The following is a 17,783-nucleotide window of genomic DNA, read 5'->3' on the forward strand; positions in this document are numbered from 1 at the left end:
GGTTCCTTCGTGCGATACGTGAGGGTGTCAGGCGGTGGCCGGGTCCGTGGGGTGGTCGGTGGAGCGGCTGACCTCGGCCCACTTCCTCGCCTCGGCGAGGCGGCCTTCCTCCGAGCTGATGGCGATCCCCAGCGCGTCGCCGCCGAGCAGCAGTCGGCGCGGGGGCTCCTCGGCGTCCACGGCGCCGATGATCGCGCTGGCCATACGGTCCGGGTCACCTGGCTCGTTCCCGGCGTACCGCGCGAACATGGCCAGCCACGCGCCCACCGTCGGCTCGTAGTCGGGCGTCACGGGCCCGGACGGCTCCGCCGCGCCCGCGGCCCAGCCGGTGCGGATACCGCCCGGCTCGACGATGGTGACCTTGACGCCGAACGGGGCCACCTCGCCCGCGAGGACCTCGGAAAAGCCCTCCACGGCGAACTTGGCGGTCTGGTAGGCGCTCAGACCGGGTGTGCCGCCCACGCGTCCGCCGATGGAGGAGATCTGCACGACGTGCCCGGACCGCCGGCGGCGCATCACCGGCAGCACCGCCCGGGTCACGTTCACCACGCCGTACAGGTTCGCCTCGACCTGCGCGCGGAACTCGTCCTCGGGGAAGTGCTCGATCGAACCGCTGGTGGCGTAACCGGCGTTGTTCACCACCACGTCGACCGACCCGAACCGCTCCACCGCCGCGGCGACCACGTCCCGGCACTGGGACGCGGAGGTGACGTCGAGCGCGACGGTCTCCAGTCGTTCGCGGTGCTCCGCCCGCAGGGCGGCCAGCGCCTCCGGCGTGCGGGAAGTGGCCACGACCTGGTCGCCGGCCTCCAGGACCGCGCGAGTCAGAGCCCTGCCCAGGCCCTGCGAACCACCGGTGATCAGCCAGGTCCGTGCCATCGCTTACTCCTCATCTCGTCTGCTTTCTTCGCCGCCCGTACCACCAGGCCGCGACTCTCATGTGGATACTTTGACGATAACTGCAACATGACTGTGGCGATAGTGTTGAGTGATGCGTCTCACGTATGCCTTTTTGTTGCCCGAAGATGGTCATTCCGGCAGCCGCGCGTGGCCTGTCGACACCCGGCGCACGATGCGGAAGGGTCCTGTCGCGATGAGTTCCGGCCGGGGCGCGAGTCTGTTCCGGTGAGCGCGGTGGGACGTCGTACGACGCCCACCGGCACGAGACACCACGGAGGACACCATGACGATCACGCCCGGCCGAGCGAGCGCCGACCTCACCGGCAAGCCGCCCGTCGTCGATCTGGCCACCTGGCAGAAGGCGCGCGATGAGCTGCTGGTCCGCGAGAAGGCCCACACCCGCGAGGGTGACGCCCTCGCCGCGGCCCGCCGCCGGCTGCCGATGGTCGAACTCGACGGGACGGTCGAGGTCGTGGGCCCCGACGGCCCGGTCCCGTTCCTGGACCTGTTCCAGGGCCGGGACGAGCTCGTGGTCTACCAGCACATGTGGCACGACGGCGCGCCGCACCAGGGGCAGTGCGAGGGCTGCACCACCACGGCCTGGCACCTGAAGGACGCCGTCTACCTCAACGCCCGCGGCGTCTCGTTGGCCGTCCTGACCACGGGCCGCTGGGACGAGGTGGCCTCCTACGTCGCGTTCATGGGCTACACCCAGCCCTGGTACTCGGTGCGCGACGTGGACGCGCCGGTCGGCGGAAGGATGGGGAACCTCGCCTGCTTCCTGCGCGACGGCGACCGAGTGTTCCTCACCTACTCCACGACGGGCCGCGGCAACGAGCCGGTCAACGGGTCCCTCGGACTGCTCGACATGACGTCCTACGGCCGCGGCGAGGCGTGGGAGGACAACCCCGAGGGCCGGCGCGTGATCGGCGACGTCCGCGAGGGGCACCCGTCCGAGGGCCGCCAGGCCTGCTGGTACTGGCGCTCGGACGCCGACGGCGCCGCCACCTGGGGCCCGACCAGCCGCCCCGTACCGCAGTGGACCCGCCCCGGCGCGACCCCCGTGGAGACCCTCGGCCGGCACGGCCACCACCACTGACGTGCGCCGACCTCCGTTCGACGGGCTCCGCACACCATGGGGAGCCCGTCATCCCGATCCGGGCACTCCGGAGATCAGCAGGTCGATCAGCTGGATGCCGATGAAGGGCAGGACGAGTCCGCCGACGCCGTACAGCAAGAGGGTGCGCCGCAGCAGGTCGTGCGCCGACGGCGGCGTGTAGCGCGCACCCCGCGGCGCGAGCGGGATCAGGGCGGCGATGATCAGCGCGTTGAAGATGATCGCCGAGGTGATCGCGGACGCCGGGCTGTGCGGGCCCATGATGTTGAGCGACTCCAGCCCCGGGTAGGCCCCCGCGAACATCGCCGGGATGATCGCGAAGTCCTTCGCCACGCCGTTGGTGCGAAGTCCTTCGCCACGCCGTTGGTGACGGAGAGGGTCGTCAGCGCGCCCCGGGACTACAGTCCGATGTCCCGGCGGCTCATGTCGTCCAGTGACTCGCGGCGCACCAGGACGCGGGCGGTACCGTCGGACACCGCGACCACCGGGGGCCGGCCGACCAGGTTGTAGCCGGAGGCCATGGAGAGGTGGTACGCGCCGGCCGCGGGGACGGCGAGGAGGTCACCGGGGTGCACGTCGCCCGGGAGCGCCACGTCCTCCGCGAGGACGTCGCCCGCCTCGCAGTGCCGGCCCACGACGGTGACGAGACGGGGCGGCACCGCCGAGGGCCGGCCGACGAGCCGCGGCGCGTACCGCACCCCGTACAGCGCGGGCCTCGGGTTGTCGCTCATACCGCCGTCGACGGCCACGAAGGTGTGTTCCCCGGTGCGCTTGACCGCGAGGACCCGGTAGACGGCGACTCCCGCGGGGCCGACGATCGCCCGGCCGGGTTCGAGGGTGAGCCTGGGCACGGGCAGCCCGGCGCGAGCGCAGCCGTCCTCGAGTTCGGCGCGGACCCGGCCGGCCAGGACTCCGGCGTTCAGGCTCTCCTCGCCGGGCCGGTAGGCGATGGCGTGACCGCCGCCGATGTCCAGCTGGGGGAGTGCGACGCCGTGCTGGTCGCGGATCCTGGCCATCAGCGCGACCACGCGGCGTACCGCGGTGACGTACGGCTGCACGGAGGCGATCTGCGAGCCGATGTGGCAGTGCAGGCCGACGAGTTCGAGGTGCGGCTGGTCGAGTATCCGGGCGACGGCGTGCTCCGCGGACCCGTCCGTGATCGACAGACCGAACTTCTGGTCGTCGGTCCCGGTGCGCACCTTGGCGTGCCCGCCCGCCGCGATGCCGGGCACCACCCGCACCATGACCTTCTGACGGCCGTCGGCGGGAACGACCGCGGCCAGCCGGGTGATCTCGGAGTCACTGTCCACGACGATGCGGCCGACGCCGAGCCCGAGCGCCGCGCTCAGGTCCTCGGGGCTCTTGGCGTTGCCGTGCATCACGATCCTCTCCGGCGGGAACCCGGCGGCCACGGCGAGTTCGAGTTCCCCCGCGGAGCAGACGTCGAGGCCGAGGCCCTCCTCCCGCACCCAGCGCACCATGGCCCGGGACAGGAACGCCTTGGCCGCGTAGACGACGTCGGCCCCGGGGAACGCCGTGCGGTACGTGCGACAGCGCTCGCGGACCTCCGCTTCGTCGAGTACGTAGACGGGGGTGCCGAAGAGGTCGGCGGTCTCGGTGAGGGAAACACCGCCGACACTGACGTCGCCGTCGGCGGCGGAGCGTGCGGAGCGGGGCCACACGGACAGGCCGTCGGCGTCTCTGGCGTCTCTGGCGTCTCTGGCGTCGGAGTCCTCGGCGGCGCCGGCGGTACCGAGGGCGCGGGACGGTGCCTGAAAGGCCACGTCCTGAAGGGGGGCGTCCTGGATGGACATGGTGTCTCCTCAGCCGATCAGCGGGTTCAGGCACACGACGGCGGCGGCCGCGCCGGTCACCCGAGGGGCGACGTGTTCGGGACGGCGGCGGCGCCAGGAGCGCCCGCGCTCGCGGACCGAGGCCACGGCGCGGTCGGCCGCGGGGGCGGAGAACGACGGGTCGACGACGAGAGCGGTGACGCCCAGGGGCGCGGCGAGCGCGCGCAGCGCGGGTTCGGAGAGCCTGATGCGGGCCTGGCCAGCGCCCAGCGTGGCGGTGAGCTTCGCCTCCGAGGTGAAACCGACTGCCGTACGGCCGCCCAGAGGGGTGCGGAAGAACCGGGTCGTGCAACCCGCGGGCCCCGGCCGGACAGGAACGAAGAGAAGTCCGGCCGGGAAGCGTTCGGAGGGTTCGGGGTCCTCGGCATGCTCGACTGGAGACATGGTGCTGCTCCTCGAAGAAGGCGATGTGCGTCGTCCGGCCGGATCGGCCGGACGCTTCGATGAAGCTATGCCTCACCGGCCTGGGCCGGGACCCGTCGCTGACGCATGCTTGACGGGAAGCGGCGCACCCATGACGCGTCACTGACGGCCGGGCGTCGCCCGACCGGTGTGCGACGGAGCCGTGGCCACCGGTCGCCGCCCCGCGTCCCACACGAATCCGTGCCCACCGGCCGGAGCCTCTCAGGGTGCGCAGGCGCGCTGAACGGCGAGTGCGAGTGCCTCGCGGCGTGCCCCGTGGGCGGCCTCCGGCTCGCTCTTGTGGGCGGTGTGCGTCGCTCGCGGGCAACCACGTCATCGACATGGCGGTGACGAGGGCGAGCACCTCGGTCGGCGTGCAGTCGGGGCTGACGAGGCATTTCGCCGGGGCGCCGGCGATCGGCCGGAGCTTCTCGGCGTCGTGCCGGGCATGCAGTGGTCGAGGTCCCCCGTGGGAGCGCGCTCCAGGCACGACCAGGTCGCCAGGCGGACGAGTTCGGGACGGGCGAGGTAGGGGAGTCGTGGAGCCGGACGGGGCGACCTCGGTGCCGTGCCGGTGCCGGTGCCCGTGCCCGTGCCGTTGTCCGTCGAGGGTTGTACGGACGGAGGGGTCGATTCCGTAACCGTCCGGCGCCCGCCGGATCACACCACCTCCCCCGTACCCCGACCGCTCGCCGCGGCAGGGAAGGATGGGCCCACCATCCACCCCGCGGCCCGGGGCATGGCTCACCCTCCGGGCCGGTACCGCGAGGATCCATTCTTGATTCACCACCGGACGGCACTCCTGGTCCTGGCGCTCTCGGGACTGCTGCTCCCAGCATGTGCCGCAGGCTCACCCGCGCGAGCGAAAACCGGCCGGCAGGTGGTTCTCGAGCGGCTGGCCGCGGCCGACGACGCCCCCTACTCGGCGGCGATCAGAGCCGTCACGCAATCCGGAACCACTCGACTGCAGCTCATGACCGGAAGGATCAACCTCAACGCGCCCTTGACGGGGCGTACGACGGATGAGACCGAGCAGTACACCGAAGACGTCGTGATCACCCGGCAGAAGGTGTACCGGCGTGCGAGCGGCTCCGACGGCGGGTGGCAGGAGTTCCCCGCGTCGACGGCCAAGGGCGGCATTCCCATCGACCGGCTTCCGAGGTACGTGCGCCTCATACTCGATCACAGCGGCGCCGTGCACCGGGGCAGCGAACCCGTCCGTGTGTCGGCCCGCCTCGCCCCGAAGGACCTCGAAGCGGTCGACAGGACCGTCGGGCGCAATCTGGGCCCCGCCACCGTGATCGACGCCGCCGTGTGGATCGACAAGGAGGGCCGAGTCGTACGCGTACGACAGGACGTCCACTTCGCTGCCGACGCCGACATTCACAACACGCTCACGCTGAGCGATTTCAAGAGCGCCGTTCCGGTGGGCGCGCCGGTCGTGAAGTGAGTACCGGCCAGGGCGCGGTGGGGCTTTGGCCGGACCGTTTCCTACGTGTGGTCGACGGGCCGGGCGGCTCAGTGCCCCGTTGATCCGGTCAGGCGCATGAGTTCGATCTCGGCGGTGATGCCGTGTCCGGCGCAGAAGTGTGGCGTCTCCCAGGTATTGACCGTGCCGGGGCTCACCGCGCTGCCCCGGAGACCGGGCTGCCGCGGTCGGCCCGGGTTCAGTCGCGCAGCGACGACAGCGCGGCGGCTACTCGTTCGGACGCCTCCGGCGGTGTCGACGCGTGCGGGGAGAGGCGGAGCGAGTCGGAGCGCACCGTCGGCGTGACACCCTCGGCGTGCAACGACTTCGCGACGACGGAGGGGTCGCGGTCCGGCATCGTGAAGGAGAGGATGCCCGCGCGCCGCGCCGGGTCGGTGGGGGAGAGGACGCGGCCGCCACGCTCCTTGACGACTTCGGTGAGTTCGTCGATCCGTGCGGCGATCGCGGCCTCGATCGCCGCGACGGTGTGCCGCTCGACGAGGTCCAGCGCGGCCGCGAGCGCGGCGGCCGTCACCGGGCTGAGATTGGTGATCGACCACCGTCGCGCGTCGGGGGCGGGCGGGTGTTCCGTTCCGTCGAAGAGGCCGACGTCCTCGACGCCCGTCCAGCCGGTGAGGACCGGCTCCAGGGATTCCAGCGCGCGATCCGACAGTGCGGCGAAGCCGGTGGCCCATCCCGCGCGCAGCCACTTCTGACCGCCCGCGACCACCACGTCGGCCGCGTCCCAGGGCATCCCGGCCACGCCGAACGCCTGGATGGCGTCCACGATCAGGAGCCGGTCCGGTCCGATCGCCTCGCGCAGCGCCGCCAGGTCGGCACGGAAGCCGGTGCGGAAGTCCACGGCGCTGACGGACACGGCGACGACGTCGTCGGTCAGCGCGGTGCGGACGAGGTCGGGGGTGACCCCGCCACCGGGCGCCGGCGTGAGCCAGCGCGGCGTGGCCCGGCCCAGGTCCGCGGTGCGGCGCCACGGATAGTGGTTGGCGGGGAAGTCGGTGCGCGGGGCGAGGACGACGCCCTCCGGGATGCCGAGAGCGGCGTGGAACATGCCGGTGGACGCGTTGGGCAGCAGCACCGTGTGCTCACTGTCGGTGCCGGCGAGACGGGCGGCCGTGTCCCGCGCGGTCCCCTCCGCCCGCATCAGGCCGTCCACGGTGGTGTGGTCGGCGCGGGCGGATTCCTCCATGGCTCGCGCCGTGGCGGCCACGGAGTCCCGCGACGGCGGACCGAACCGTGCGAAGTCGAGGTACCCGGCGGGCGTGTCGAAATGGGATGCGTACGACGTGAGCACGGGGCTCGTCCTTCCAGGAGGCTGCGGTACGGGCGGTACGGGTGCGCCCGGCGGGGAGGGCCATGTGGTGCCCCGGGCGAGCGGCGCCGTCTGCCGGACAGGCCGGAGCCCCGCCGTCCACCGCCGCGAGCGCATCCGTCCTTACCTGCCCGAACGGTACGTGTCTCGCGCCGTGCGGGCCCGCCCGGGGTGGCGGTCGCCGTCCGCGACGCGTGCCCCCGCGTCCGCGCCTGGGCTCGCGGCCGGGTTCGAGCGGACCGGTGTTCCGAGCAGCGCGGCGGTCCTCACCCGCTCCGCCTGCCACGCGACAGGGGGACCTGCTGCGTGTCGGGCCGGGACGTGACGGGCGGGCACCTCCTCAGGGGTGCCCGCCCGTCCTGTTCGCCGATGCCCGTGCGGCCGGGGATCAGTGCCCGGCGGATTCCTCGGGGCGCGCGTGACGCGGCAGGAGGAACGCGAGCAGGAAGGTCAGGGCGAGCATGCCGTCGACGATCCAGAGCACCGTCTTCATGACGGAGCCGAAACCGCTCCGGAAGGCCGAGGACGCGGTCTCCTGCAGCACGACGGGTATCCGGGCGCCGGCCTGGGGCGAGGTCAGGGCGGAGCGGGTGTCCTCGCCCAGGCGTGCGCAGGACGCCGGGGTCGCGGCGGGGTCCTTGGCGACGGCGCGGTCCGGGGCGCACTTGCGCAGGTCCGCCACGACGCGCTCCTGAGCCGCGGGCGTGACGTGCGCGGCGGCCAACTGACCTCGCAACCCGTCCGAACGGTGGTCGACGGCGGTGGCGATCCCGCCGCCCAGCAGACCGAAGAAGACGGTGCCGAGGATGGCCACGCCGAAGGCCCCGCCGAGCTGCTGCACCGCGGTCATGGTGCCGGACGCCGAACCGGTCTCGTGCTGCTCGACGCTGGCGAGCACGATGTCGAAGAACGGCGCCATGAGCAGGCCCATCCCGATGCCGGTGACGAGCAGCGACGGCAGAAGCTGCCAGGGACCGACGCCCGACCCCACCTGGTCGAGGGTCAGCCACACACCGAACACACCTACCGCCATGACCAGCGCGCCCGCCTGAAGGACGGTCCGCCCGAACCGGGCGACACCCTGGGCGAGCCCGAAGCCGACGATCATGCCGCCCGACCAGGGCACCATCACCAGTCCCGCCTTGAGCGGCGAATAGCCGAGGCCGATCTGCGTGTAGAGGTTGAAGACCAGCATGAACCCCTGCATGGTCGAGAAGAAGACCAGCCCGAGGACCATGCCGCCGCTGAACCCGCGCTTGCGGAAGAGACTGGGGACGACCAACGGGTCCCGGCCGGCCTTGCTGCGGCGCGACTCGTACGTGCCGAAGGCGACGAAGACGACCACCGAGCCGGCCATCATGACGAACGTCCAGACGGGCCAGTCGTACTCACGGCCCTGGACCAGCGGGAAGATGATGAGCAGCGCGGCCAGCGAGACCAGGAGCATGCCGGGGACGTCAAGTCGCGGCTTGCTGCCGGACAGGCCCCTCGGCAGGTAGCGCATGGCGCCGAGGATGGCAGCGCCACCCAGCGGCAGATTGATCAGGAAGATCATGCGCCAGCCGGTGCCGAAGTAGTCGGCGTCCACGAGCCAGCCCGCCAGGATCGGCCCGCACACCGCGGACAGTCCCATGACCGGGCCGAAGAGGCCGAAGGCCTTCTGCGACTCCTTCGGCGGGAACATCTCCTTGATCATGCCGAGGCCCTGCGGCAGCATCACCGCGCCGAACAGCCCTTGCACGACGCGTGCGGCTATCAGCATCTCGGGCGACACCGACACCGCGCAGAGCAGCGAACCCAGGGTGAATCCGGCCGCACCCACCAGAAACATCCGGCGGCGCCCGTGGATGTCCCCGAGCCGCCCTCCGGTGACGAGCCCGACGGCCATCGAGAGGGTGTACGCGGCGGCGAGCCACTGCAGGGTGGAGGCGCCGCCGCCGAGGTCGGCCCGCATGGAGGGGCCGGCGATGTTCGTGACGACGGCGTCGAGGAGGTCCATCACCTCGGCCGCGAGGATCACGAAGAGGGCGGCCCAGCGCCACCGGTAGGGCTCTGGCGAGTCGATGGGCGTCTCGGTGGACGCGACACCGGTGGTGGACATCGGAACTCCTCACGAAAAGGTCGCGCCACGGTGACTCGCGGGCGCGGTGGCGCGGATGGACGGGGTTGCCCGACTCGCCGGTGAAGCCCGGAGAGACGGACGGCCGGACGCGGAGAACGGCGTTCACCCTAACAGAACAGCGCTCACCGAGAGAACGGCGTTCATTAAGATATAGCGCAACTTCGCGCACAGGACAAGATATATCGCGTCTGATCGCGGTGAACGCCGCTCACCGCGGGAGAACGCCGCTCTCCCATGCCTAGACTGACGCCATGAACGACGCGGCCCCCGGCACCCCCGCACCCCCTCCGCCGTCTCCCTGGGAGCGCGAGCGTCCCGCCCGTGCCCGCGTCGCCCCCGCCCGCACACCGCTGTCGCGCGAACGCATCGTGGAGGCCGCCTTCACCGTGCTGGACCGCCAGGGGCTCGACCGTCTGTCGATGCGCCAGGTGGCGGCCGAACTCGGTGTCACGGTCTCCGCGCTCTACGCCCACGTCAGTTCCAAGGACGACCTGCTGGAGCTCATGTACACCCGGCTCTTCGACGGTTTCGAGCCGCCCGCGGCCGACCCGGAGCGGTGGCAGGAGGAGGTACGGGACTACGCCCGCTCCGGACGGCGGCGCCTGCTCTCCCACCGGGACATGGCCAGGATCTCCATGGCCCACGTGCCCTTCACCGCCGAACTGCTGCCGCACGTGGAGGCGTTGCTCGCGGTCTTCCGTACCGCCGGACTGCCCGACCGCATCGCGGCGGAGGCCGGTGACCTCATCTCCACGTATATCGACGGGTTCACCCTGGAGGAGGGCATGTGGCAGGACCGGGCCGCCCAGCAGAGCGGAGCGCACTCCTCGCCGGCCCGCCCCGACTGGCGTGAGATGGCCGGCGAGATGCAGGACTACTTCGCCTCCCTGCCCGCGGCGGACTTCCCCCATCTGCGGGCCCTGGCCGGGGTGATGGTGACGGACTCCTCCGACGAGCGCTTCGACATCGGTCTGGAGATCATCCTGCGTGGCCTCGCGAGCTATCTGCCGGACGCGGCGCCCCGTGCGGGCGCGGACGCCGCCCGGACTTCGGACGCCTCCCGGACCCCCGACGCTTCCCGGACCCCGGACGCCGGCTGACCCCTCGCGCATCCGGCGACCCTGTGGCGAGGGCTCGAGGCGGCCGGACGGTGGTGAGCGCCGACGGGCGTCGTGAAGTCCGGCGCGAGTCGTCTCCCCGGAGCGTACGAGGGGGAGTTGGCCCTTCGGCCGTCCCCGCGGACCGTCACTCCAGTGACACGGGGTCAGCGGGTGACAGGTCGGGCCCGGAGGGGCCGTGACGTCACCGGCGCGGTCCGCGCCGGCGACGCCGGGGGGACTCCCGTGCGGCTCCGGAAGAGGGCATGATGGGTCATCGGTACCGGTCAGGCGAGGCTATGCTGTCGTCAAAAGTGAATCATTTACCGTTCAAATACGTCGAGCGGACGTCGCTCCGTCCTACCCGTCACCCGCTGTCCGGTCACACCCGCGCAGAGGTGCGTCCCGGTGGCACCGCGGCAGCGGCATGCCGTCAACCCTGGAAGGAAGTGCCGTGGCGCCGGTGCTTGTTGGACACGAAGGCTTGTTGGCCGGAGAACGGATACCGGTCATCGGCACCCGGGTCACCTTCGGACGCAACCCCGATAACACCGTCGTCATCTCCAGCCTGAGCGTCTCGCGCTTCCACGCGGAAATCGTCCTCGACGAGACCCAGGGCTACGTGCTGCGGGACTGCGGCAGCAGCAACGGAACGCTGGTGAACGGCGAGGAGATCGAGTCCCGACTGCTCAAAGCCGGGGACGACATCACCATCGGCGACCAGGAGTTCCGGTTCGAGGTCGCGGACGCCATGGAGACGATCATGGCGCTCTCGCTGCCGAGGTCCCTGACGCACGGCGGCGAGGACCTCGCGCACGGGCCGGTGCTGCGGGTCACCGTCGCGGGCGGCGGCCCCGTCGGCCTGTCGCTCGCCCTGCTGCTGGAACACTTCCTCGGAGCCCAGGCGCAGATCACCGTGTACGACGGCCGGTGGCGCAAGCAGGGCCGCAAGATCGTCTGGAAGGACGCGAGCCAGGGGAACATACGGCGCCAGCAGGTGGTGACCGTGCAGAGCCGCCAGTACCTCGGCCTTCCCCAAGAGGTGCGCGACCGGCTCTTCGACGCGGACAACTACACCGAGATGTGGCCCTCAGGACCCGACTCGGTCGGCGATCACCACCCGCGCAACATGCGCATCGCGTACATCGAGGACCGCCTGCTGGAGGTGGCGAACGAGAAGAAGGGCCGGATCCAGCTCGTTCCCGCCCGGTTCAGCATCGAGGAGCAGCAGGACGCCCTGGCCACACAGCACGTCCTCGCGATCTGCGACGGCGGGCGGTCGCGCACCCGTGAGCACTTCGCCGCCAAGTTCGGCAAGGCGGACGAGTCCATCTACTCGCTGGACGGCCGTCATCTTCAGGACGTGGTACTCGGCCTGCGCGTGAAGTCGGGCCTGACCGACCCCATGGCGGTGCTGCTCACCGTCGCGCAGAACCGGTTCCTGCTCAACTCCCTGCGGGGCGAGGGCTTCCTCAACATGCGCCTGACGGACGCGGAGACCGCCGAAGTGGTCGGCATCGACCCGGTGCGCCGTGTCTTCGAGGAGTGCATCGCCTCCCGCCCGTGCCTGATGGGACGCGACGAGCACGGCGACTTCCAGTGCTCCACGCACAGCACCCTGTTCCTGCCGGCCCTGATCAGGGGCTCGGCGCTGTGGAAGCGGGTGCACGAGGGGCTGCGCCTGTTCGGCGTCGAGGCGGACGACCTGAGCGCGGTCACCTCATTCCGTCTGGACATGGTGCAACGTCCGCGTTTCACCGCCGAGTTGCTGCCGCCCACGGCCAATTCCACCGGCACGTACGGCTTCCTGCTGGGCGACGCCGCCAACGCCATCCACTTCTGGCCGGGCCGGGGGCTCAACAGCGGCCTGGCGTCCGCGATCTCCCTCGCACGTTCTCTCAACGGGGCCTGGAACGGGAAGTCCTTCCGGGACGCGGACTTCCTGCGCCACGAGGCCGCCATGTCGATGCTCCAGTACCGTCACAAGAGCCGCGCCTGGAAGGCGATGGTGACCACCGACGACCAGGGAGCCACCTGGGCGATCAAGGACATCATCGCGCACGGCATCGACGGGATCGCCGACGAGCCGGACCGCGAGGCGGACACCGCGACGCTGCTGGAGCGGATGCGCGGGATCCGCTCCCGGTTGGCGGCTCGTATGTCCGGTCTGCCGGACGACGAGGCGATCCTGCAGCGGCTGGGGACCCTGGAGAGCAGCACGCTGCGCATGCTGGTGCTCAGCGGGGCCTGGGACACGCTGACGATGGGCGGCGAGGAGGTCGACATCGACATCTTCTACGGCCAGGACTCCGCGGCGGCGGCCGCCGCCGTCGAGGCGCTGGAACCGGTCGCCCAGCTCTGAGGATCCACGGGGTTGTCAGGGCCGGGACCGTCGGCACGCGCGGCCTTCCGGGCGGTCGGCGGCCCGCGCCCCGGCCCCGTCCTGCCTCCCGGAGTCCCCTGGGCGTCCTCGGACCGGACGCCCTCAGCGGGGCGTTCGCGCGTGAGCCGCATCCGGAGGGCAGGACGGCACGGCAGCCGGCGAAGCCCTGATAGGCCGGATGCCCGGTCCGGATGCGGCTGTCGTCCGCACCGCCACAGAATCCTGAGCATGTGGAGATCCTCTGGGACCCGGCACTCCGACCGGGCCGCGCGCCGTGGCGGAGCGCGGCATCTCGGCGGTGCACGGCAGGCCATGGCCGCGACCGTCGCGTGTGGCGCCCTCCTGAGCGCGGTGACGGCATGTGGTGCCCTGACGCCGGGAACGAACCCCGCCGGGGTGCCCGGAACCGACGGCCCGGCAGCGTCCGCCCGGCCCCGCCCGGCACCCGCCCCGCGCCCGGAGTCCGTCTCCCGGATCCCCGGCATCGGAGACATGATGTGGGACCAGGTCCCGGCCGCCACCGGCCAGGTGGTGGCCGTCTACGGCGATCACGAGGATTCGCCCGACGCCCTCGTCGAGCTCTACGAGTGGCGCGGCACGAGCTGGGAACGGACCGCCGGCTGGCGCGCCCACAACGGCAGGCTTGGCTGGACGACCGACCACCACATGGACGACGAACGCAGCCCGGTCGGCGTCTTCACGCTCTCCGACGCGGGCGGGGCGCTCGACGATCCGGGGAGTCTGCTGCGCTACCGGCAGGACGCCCACGCCTTCGCACCCCCGCAGGACGCGGACGCCTCCCACCGCCACGACTTCGACCACGTCATCGCCATCGACTACAACCGGCTCCGGGGCACCCCGCCCTACGACTGGAACCGGCCTCTGGGCGAGGACAAGGGCGGCGGCATCTGGCTGCACCTGGACCACGGTGACGGCACGTCGGGCTGCGTCACCGTCCCCGAGTCCGCGATGAGAACCCTGCTGCGCACCCTCGATCCCCTGCGTCATCCCGTCGTGGTGATGGGCGACCGGGAGTACTTGCGGCGCTGAGGCCGAGGGGCGCCATGCCGGGAGGCGACGGAGGGACGCGGCCGCGGTGCGAGGATGGAACGGTTCACCTTGGCGTCAGCGGATGTGGGGTAGGGACCGTGCTGGACGATCAGTCGGCGGAGGCCGCGGCAGGACGGGAGGGTGATGTCCTCGGCACCTCGGCACCGCCCGCGGAACTCGCCGGGAGGGAACCCGTCGGGAGGGAATCTGCCGGGAAGGAATCTGCCGAGAGGGGATCCGCCGGGAAGGAATCCGACGGGAGGGGACGGGCCGCGATGTGGCGTCGGCTGGTCGGCGGCCTGGTCGTCCTCGCCGTGCTGGTCCTCCTGTTCTTCCTGCCGTGGTGGGTGCTGCTGGCCTCGGGCACGGGATGGCCGTTCCCGGTCGCGCTGGTCGGCGGCGTCCTGTTCGGGGCCGCGCTGGTCGCGTTCCCGGTGATGATGGCCCTGGGCCACGGCCGCCGGCAGTCCGACCCGGCGGCTCGTACGGGCGACACGATCCTCGGTGTGATCTGGGTGCTCTTCGCGTGGTCGGCCCTCGGAGGTGTGCTGCGGCTCGGCCTGGGCGCCGCCGGGGCCGGCGGGCAGACCGCCGCCAGAGGCGTGGCGGTCGCCGTCGCGGTCGTCGCGGCGCTGCTGCTGGCCTGGGGCTACACCGAGGCCATGCGGCTGCCCCGGGTCCGGCAGGTCGAGGTCACGCTCCCCCGGCTGGGCGCCGGACTGGACGGGACCCGTGTGGTCGTGCTGGCCGACACCCACTACGGGCCCATCGACCGGGCCCGCTGGTCGGCGCGGGTCGTGGACGCGGTCAACGCCCTCGAACCCGACATCGTCTGCCACGCGGGCGACATCGCCGACGGGACCATCGCCAAGCGCCGGGAGCAGGCCGCGCCCCTGGGGAGGGTCCGCTCGCGCCTGGCCAGGGTCTATGTGACGGGCAACCACGAGTACCTCGGGGAGGCCCAGGGTTGGCTCGACGAGATGGCCCGGCTCGGCTGGGACTCGCTGCACAACCGTCATGTCGTCGTCGAACGCGGCGGCGACCGGCTCGTCCTCGCGGGTGTGGATGACCGTACGGCCGCCTCCTCCGGCCTGGCCGGGCACCGCGCCGATCTCCCCCTCGCCCTCGCGGAGGTCACTCCCGAGCTTCCGGTGCTCCTGGTCGCCCACCAGCCCAAGCAGGTGGCCCAGGCAGTGGCTGCCGGGGTCGACCTCCAGGTCTCGGGTCACACTCACGGCGGGCAGATCTGGCCGTTCCACCATCTCGTACGACTGGACCAGCCCGTGGTGCAGGGCCTCAGCCGGCACGGTGAGCGGACCCAGCTCTACACCAGCCGTGGTGCGGGCTACTGGGGTCCGCCGTTCCGGATCTTCGCACCGAGCGAGATCAGTCTGCTCGTCCTCCGGTCGCCCGTGTGACCCGCGGCGGTCCGCGGCGGGTCGTACGCGGGCCGGTCCGGGGCGTGCCCTTCACCCGGCGCGACGGCGCCGGGTGAAGGGCACGGGCGACGGCTCGGGTTACTTCCCCCTGCCCGGCTCGGGGTGGTAGGCCTTCCTGCCGCAGTTGTTCACGTCGATCCGGACGACCTGGGGGTCGTGGTCGCTCGCCTGGTCGGCGAACTCCGCGTTGATGTGGACGACGTCGTAGTCGTAGCGGGTGATGGAGGGGCTGGTCAGGATGTGGTCGAGGGTCTGGCTGTTGCCGTCGAAGACATAGCTGTAACGCTCCTTCACCGGAAGGGTGTTGATGAGGTCGGTGAGGACGTCGCCGTTGTCGGTGAGGGTCTTGACCGCGTCGGAGAACTCGTAGTCGTTGAGGTCACCGAGGGCGACGATCCGCGCCTTGGGGTCGGCGGCGAGGAGGGAGTCGACGAAGGCGTTCTCCTCCTGTGCCTGGAGCCGCCGCTGGGTCTCCGAGGACCGGGTCGGCTCCTGGAACCGGCCGTGCATCGGGTCGTCGCCGCCCTTGGAGTTGAAGTGGTTCGCGATGACGAACACCGTGTCGCCCTGGAACCTGAACTCGCCGACGAGGGGCTTGCGGCTGTTGGCCCACGCGGCACTCGCGGGGTCGACGCGGCCCGGTGAGGCGGAGAGGTGGGCCTCGCGCCTGTGCTTGTCCCTCACCACGGAGACCGCGGTGGTGGAGGGGTCACCGGCGGACGCCCGGTCGACGAAGGACACCCGCTGGGGGTTGAAGAGGAAGACCTGGCGGATGTTGCCGCCGGGCTCGCCGCCGTCCTGGTCGTCGACCGGGTTGACGTAGCGCCAGGAGTACTTCGGGCCACCCGCCGCGGTGATCGCGGCGGTGAACCTGGTCAGCGTCGCCTCGGCGGAGACGGTGCCGTCGTCCGTGGCGCCGTTGTCGTCCTGGATCTCCTCCAGAGTGACGATGTCGGGGGAGGAGAGGTTGGTGACGACGCCCTTGGCGAGGCGGGCGAACTTGTCGGCGCCGTCCGTCGGGTCGAGGTTCTCCACGTTGTAGGTGGCGAGGGCGAGTTCCTTGCCCTTCTGCTTGCGCGTCACCTCCTGCTTGAGCCCGTTGTCGACGGCCGTGCCGATGGTGCCGGCGGAGGGGGCGAGCAGATAGCCGCCGAACGAGGCGTAGTCGACCGGGCCGGTGGTGGTGCCGGACAGCTCGTCGCCGACGTTGAGGGTCGGGGTGGAGCCGTCGGCGGCGACGATCTCGATGCGGCCGGTGTTCTGCTGGTCGTAGGCGCCGTAGAGGGTGCCGCCGCGCCTGGTGGGCCGCTCGTGGGGCTTGGCGGTCACGAACATCTCGCCGAAGGAGTTGGTCGCGCCGGTCACCCGGGCGTCGTGGACCGAGGCGCGCATGCCCTCGATGGACTCGTAGAAGTCCTGGGAGTAGACGCTGGGTTGGAGGGGGAGGCCCTCGATGCTGCCGCCGTTCGCGGTGGGGGTGTACGCGGCCGGGACGGTCGAGTCGTTCAGGACGACCGCGCCCGGGAGGGCGTTGCCGGTGGAGACGGTGGTGGAGACCGGGCTGCCCAGCTCGGTGACCGACTGGGTGCCGGTGCCCGGGTAGTACTCCGTGACCTTGCCGCTGACCAGGACCGAGTCGCCCACGGAGACGGTGGGCGCGGCGGAGCCGGTGTAGACGAACAGCCCCTCGCTGGTGGCGGGGTCGGTGTCCGGGGCGGGGTCCTGGATCCAGTAGCCCTTGCTGCCCGTGGTGCGGACGGCGGTGACGATGCCGGGGACGCCCACCACGCTCTGGCCCTTGAGCGGCGAGAGGCGGGTGGTGCCCTGGATGTCGTGGATGCGGAACGCGCCCGGGGCGGTGGGTCCGCCGGGGCCGCCACCGGTACCGCCGCCGTTCGCGGTCTCCCCGGCGCTGTTGGTGGCGGTGGGTGTACCGGCGGTGAAGTCGGCGGAGTTGTCGTCGGTGTCGGCGAGCGAGGCCGTGCGGGAGACGGAGGTGGTGTTGCTCGCGACCGGGGCGGCGGTGCCCTCGCGGACGACGGCGGTGCCGTAGCCGAGGAGGTCCACGATGTCGGGGTCGCCGGCACAGTCCGCGGCCGTCTTGCAGGTCAGCGCCGTGGTCGACTTGACCAGGGCGACCGTGCCGCTGGCGGCGGCCATCGCGATGTTGCCGGTGGCGTCGGCGGTCGGCAGCGCGGTGCTGCCGCCGCTGCCCGCGCCTTCGGCGACCAGGTAGCCGCCGCCGGGGGCGAGCGAGCCGGTGAGGGGAGTGACCTGCCAGAGGGAGCCGGCGGACGGCGAGGCCGGGAGGTACTGGACGCTGTACCCCTCGAGCGGGTACGCGGCCGTCGAGCGGTTGGCCAGCTCGACGAAGTCGTTCGTGAGCGTGGCGCCGGAGTTGCCTCCGCCGCCGTACGCCTCCGAGATCACGACGTTCGTCGACGGCGTGGCAAAGGCGGCGGGCAGCGGCGCCATGACGACGGCCGCGGTGGCGGTCGCGGCCACGAACGCGGCGCCGGCTACGCGCACTGCGCTGGGTCTGTGCATCGGCACGGGGTGACTCCTTCAACGTCCGCTGGACGAACGGCGCATGAGGTGCGGTCAGACAGGCTGGAACCCTGC

Annotated in this window: 12 protein-coding genes and 1 pseudogene; 6 read left to right on the forward strand and 7 right to left on the reverse strand. The window is 71.8% G+C overall.

The genetic code is table 11. From position 1 onward, the window contains the following. Positions 1-27: 27 nt before the first annotated feature. Complete coding sequence (locus tag ACFVTC_RS02755) at positions 28-879, reverse strand: oxidoreductase (RefSeq protein WP_390123201.1); 852 nt, start codon at positions 877-879, stop codon at positions 28-30. A 304-nt stretch (positions 880-1,183) separates the two neighbouring features. Here ACFVTC_RS02755 and ACFVTC_RS02760 point away from each other — a divergent pair, with 304 nt between their 5' ends. Continuing rightward, positions 1,184-1,999, forward strand: coding sequence for a DUF899 domain-containing protein (locus ACFVTC_RS02760; protein WP_390123203.1), 816 nt, complete (start codon positions 1,184-1,186; stop codon positions 1,997-1,999). A gap of 48 nt (positions 2,000-2,047) precedes the next feature. Here ACFVTC_RS02760 and ACFVTC_RS02765 read toward each other — a convergent pair. The 3 genes and pseudogenes from ACFVTC_RS02765 to ACFVTC_RS02775 all read right to left on the reverse strand — a co-directional run. Then, positions 2,048-2,359: pseudogene (locus tag ACFVTC_RS02765) on the reverse strand (potassium-transporting ATPase subunit B); the annotation flags it as partial. Between the two features lie 56 nt (positions 2,360-2,415). Beyond that, on the reverse strand, positions 2,416-3,831 hold the full coding sequence (lysA, locus tag ACFVTC_RS02770; protein WP_390123205.1) for a diaminopimelate decarboxylase: 1,416 nt from the start codon (positions 3,829-3,831) through the stop codon (positions 2,416-2,418). Between the two features lie 9 nt (positions 3,832-3,840). After that, positions 3,841-4,254: an SAV_915 family protein gene (locus tag ACFVTC_RS02775; RefSeq protein ID WP_390123208.1), complete on the reverse strand. Its 414-nt coding sequence runs from the start codon at positions 4,252-4,254 to the stop codon at positions 3,841-3,843. A 991-nt stretch (positions 4,255-5,245) separates the two neighbouring features. Here ACFVTC_RS02775 and ACFVTC_RS02780 point away from each other — a divergent pair. Further along, entirely contained in the window at positions 5,246-5,722 is a 477-nt protein-coding gene (locus ACFVTC_RS02780) for a hypothetical protein (RefSeq protein WP_390123210.1), read from the forward strand. Positions 5,723-5,939: 217 nt separating this feature from the next. On the opposite strand, the gene ACFVTC_RS02785 is transcribed toward ACFVTC_RS02780, so the two are convergent. Then, on the reverse strand, positions 5,940-7,052 hold the full coding sequence (locus ACFVTC_RS02785) for an aminotransferase class V-fold PLP-dependent enzyme (RefSeq protein WP_390123212.1): 1,113 nt from the start codon (positions 7,050-7,052) through the stop codon (positions 5,940-5,942). Between the two features lie 406 nt (positions 7,053-7,458). Beyond that, on the reverse strand, positions 7,459-9,171 hold the full coding sequence (locus ACFVTC_RS02790; RefSeq protein WP_390123214.1) for an MFS transporter: 1,713 nt from the start codon (positions 9,169-9,171) through the stop codon (positions 7,459-7,461). Positions 9,172-9,443: 272 nt separating this feature from the next. Here ACFVTC_RS02790 and ACFVTC_RS02795 point away from each other — a divergent pair, with 272 nt between their 5' ends. The 4 genes from ACFVTC_RS02795 to ACFVTC_RS02810 all read left to right on the forward strand — a co-directional run bounded on the left by ACFVTC_RS02795 (position 9,444) and on the right by ACFVTC_RS02810 (position 15,140). After that, entirely contained in the window at positions 9,444-10,292 is an 849-nt protein-coding gene (locus ACFVTC_RS02795) for a TetR/AcrR family transcriptional regulator (RefSeq protein ID WP_390123216.1), read from the forward strand. A 484-nt stretch (positions 10,293-10,776) separates the two neighbouring features. After that, on the forward strand, positions 10,777-12,651 hold the full coding sequence (locus tag ACFVTC_RS02800) for an FHA domain-containing protein (RefSeq protein WP_390123218.1): 1,875 nt from the start codon (positions 10,777-10,779) through the stop codon (positions 12,649-12,651). A 249-nt stretch (positions 12,652-12,900) separates the two neighbouring features. Next, positions 12,901-13,722, forward strand: a complete 822-nt coding sequence (locus tag ACFVTC_RS02805) for a L,D-transpeptidase family protein (RefSeq protein WP_390123220.1) — start codon at positions 12,901-12,903, stop codon at positions 13,720-13,722. A gap of 275 nt (positions 13,723-13,997) precedes the next feature. Next, a complete protein-coding gene (locus ACFVTC_RS02810) occupies positions 13,998-15,140 on the forward strand; it encodes a metallophosphoesterase (RefSeq protein WP_390123221.1) in 1,143 nt (380 codons plus the stop codon). A 99-nt stretch (positions 15,141-15,239) separates the two neighbouring features. Here ACFVTC_RS02810 and ACFVTC_RS02815 read toward each other — a convergent pair whose 3' ends face one another. Continuing rightward, entirely contained in the window at positions 15,240-17,708 is a 2,469-nt protein-coding gene (locus ACFVTC_RS02815) for a lamin tail domain-containing protein (RefSeq protein WP_390123752.1), read from the reverse strand. Positions 17,709-17,783 lie beyond the last annotated feature (75 nt).

Origin of the sequence: Streptomyces sp. NPDC057950, from assembly GCF_042887295.1 — a bacterium.
GTDB classification, from domain to species: domain Bacteria; phylum Actinomycetota; class Actinomycetes; order Streptomycetales; family Streptomycetaceae; genus Streptomyces; species Streptomyces kaempferi.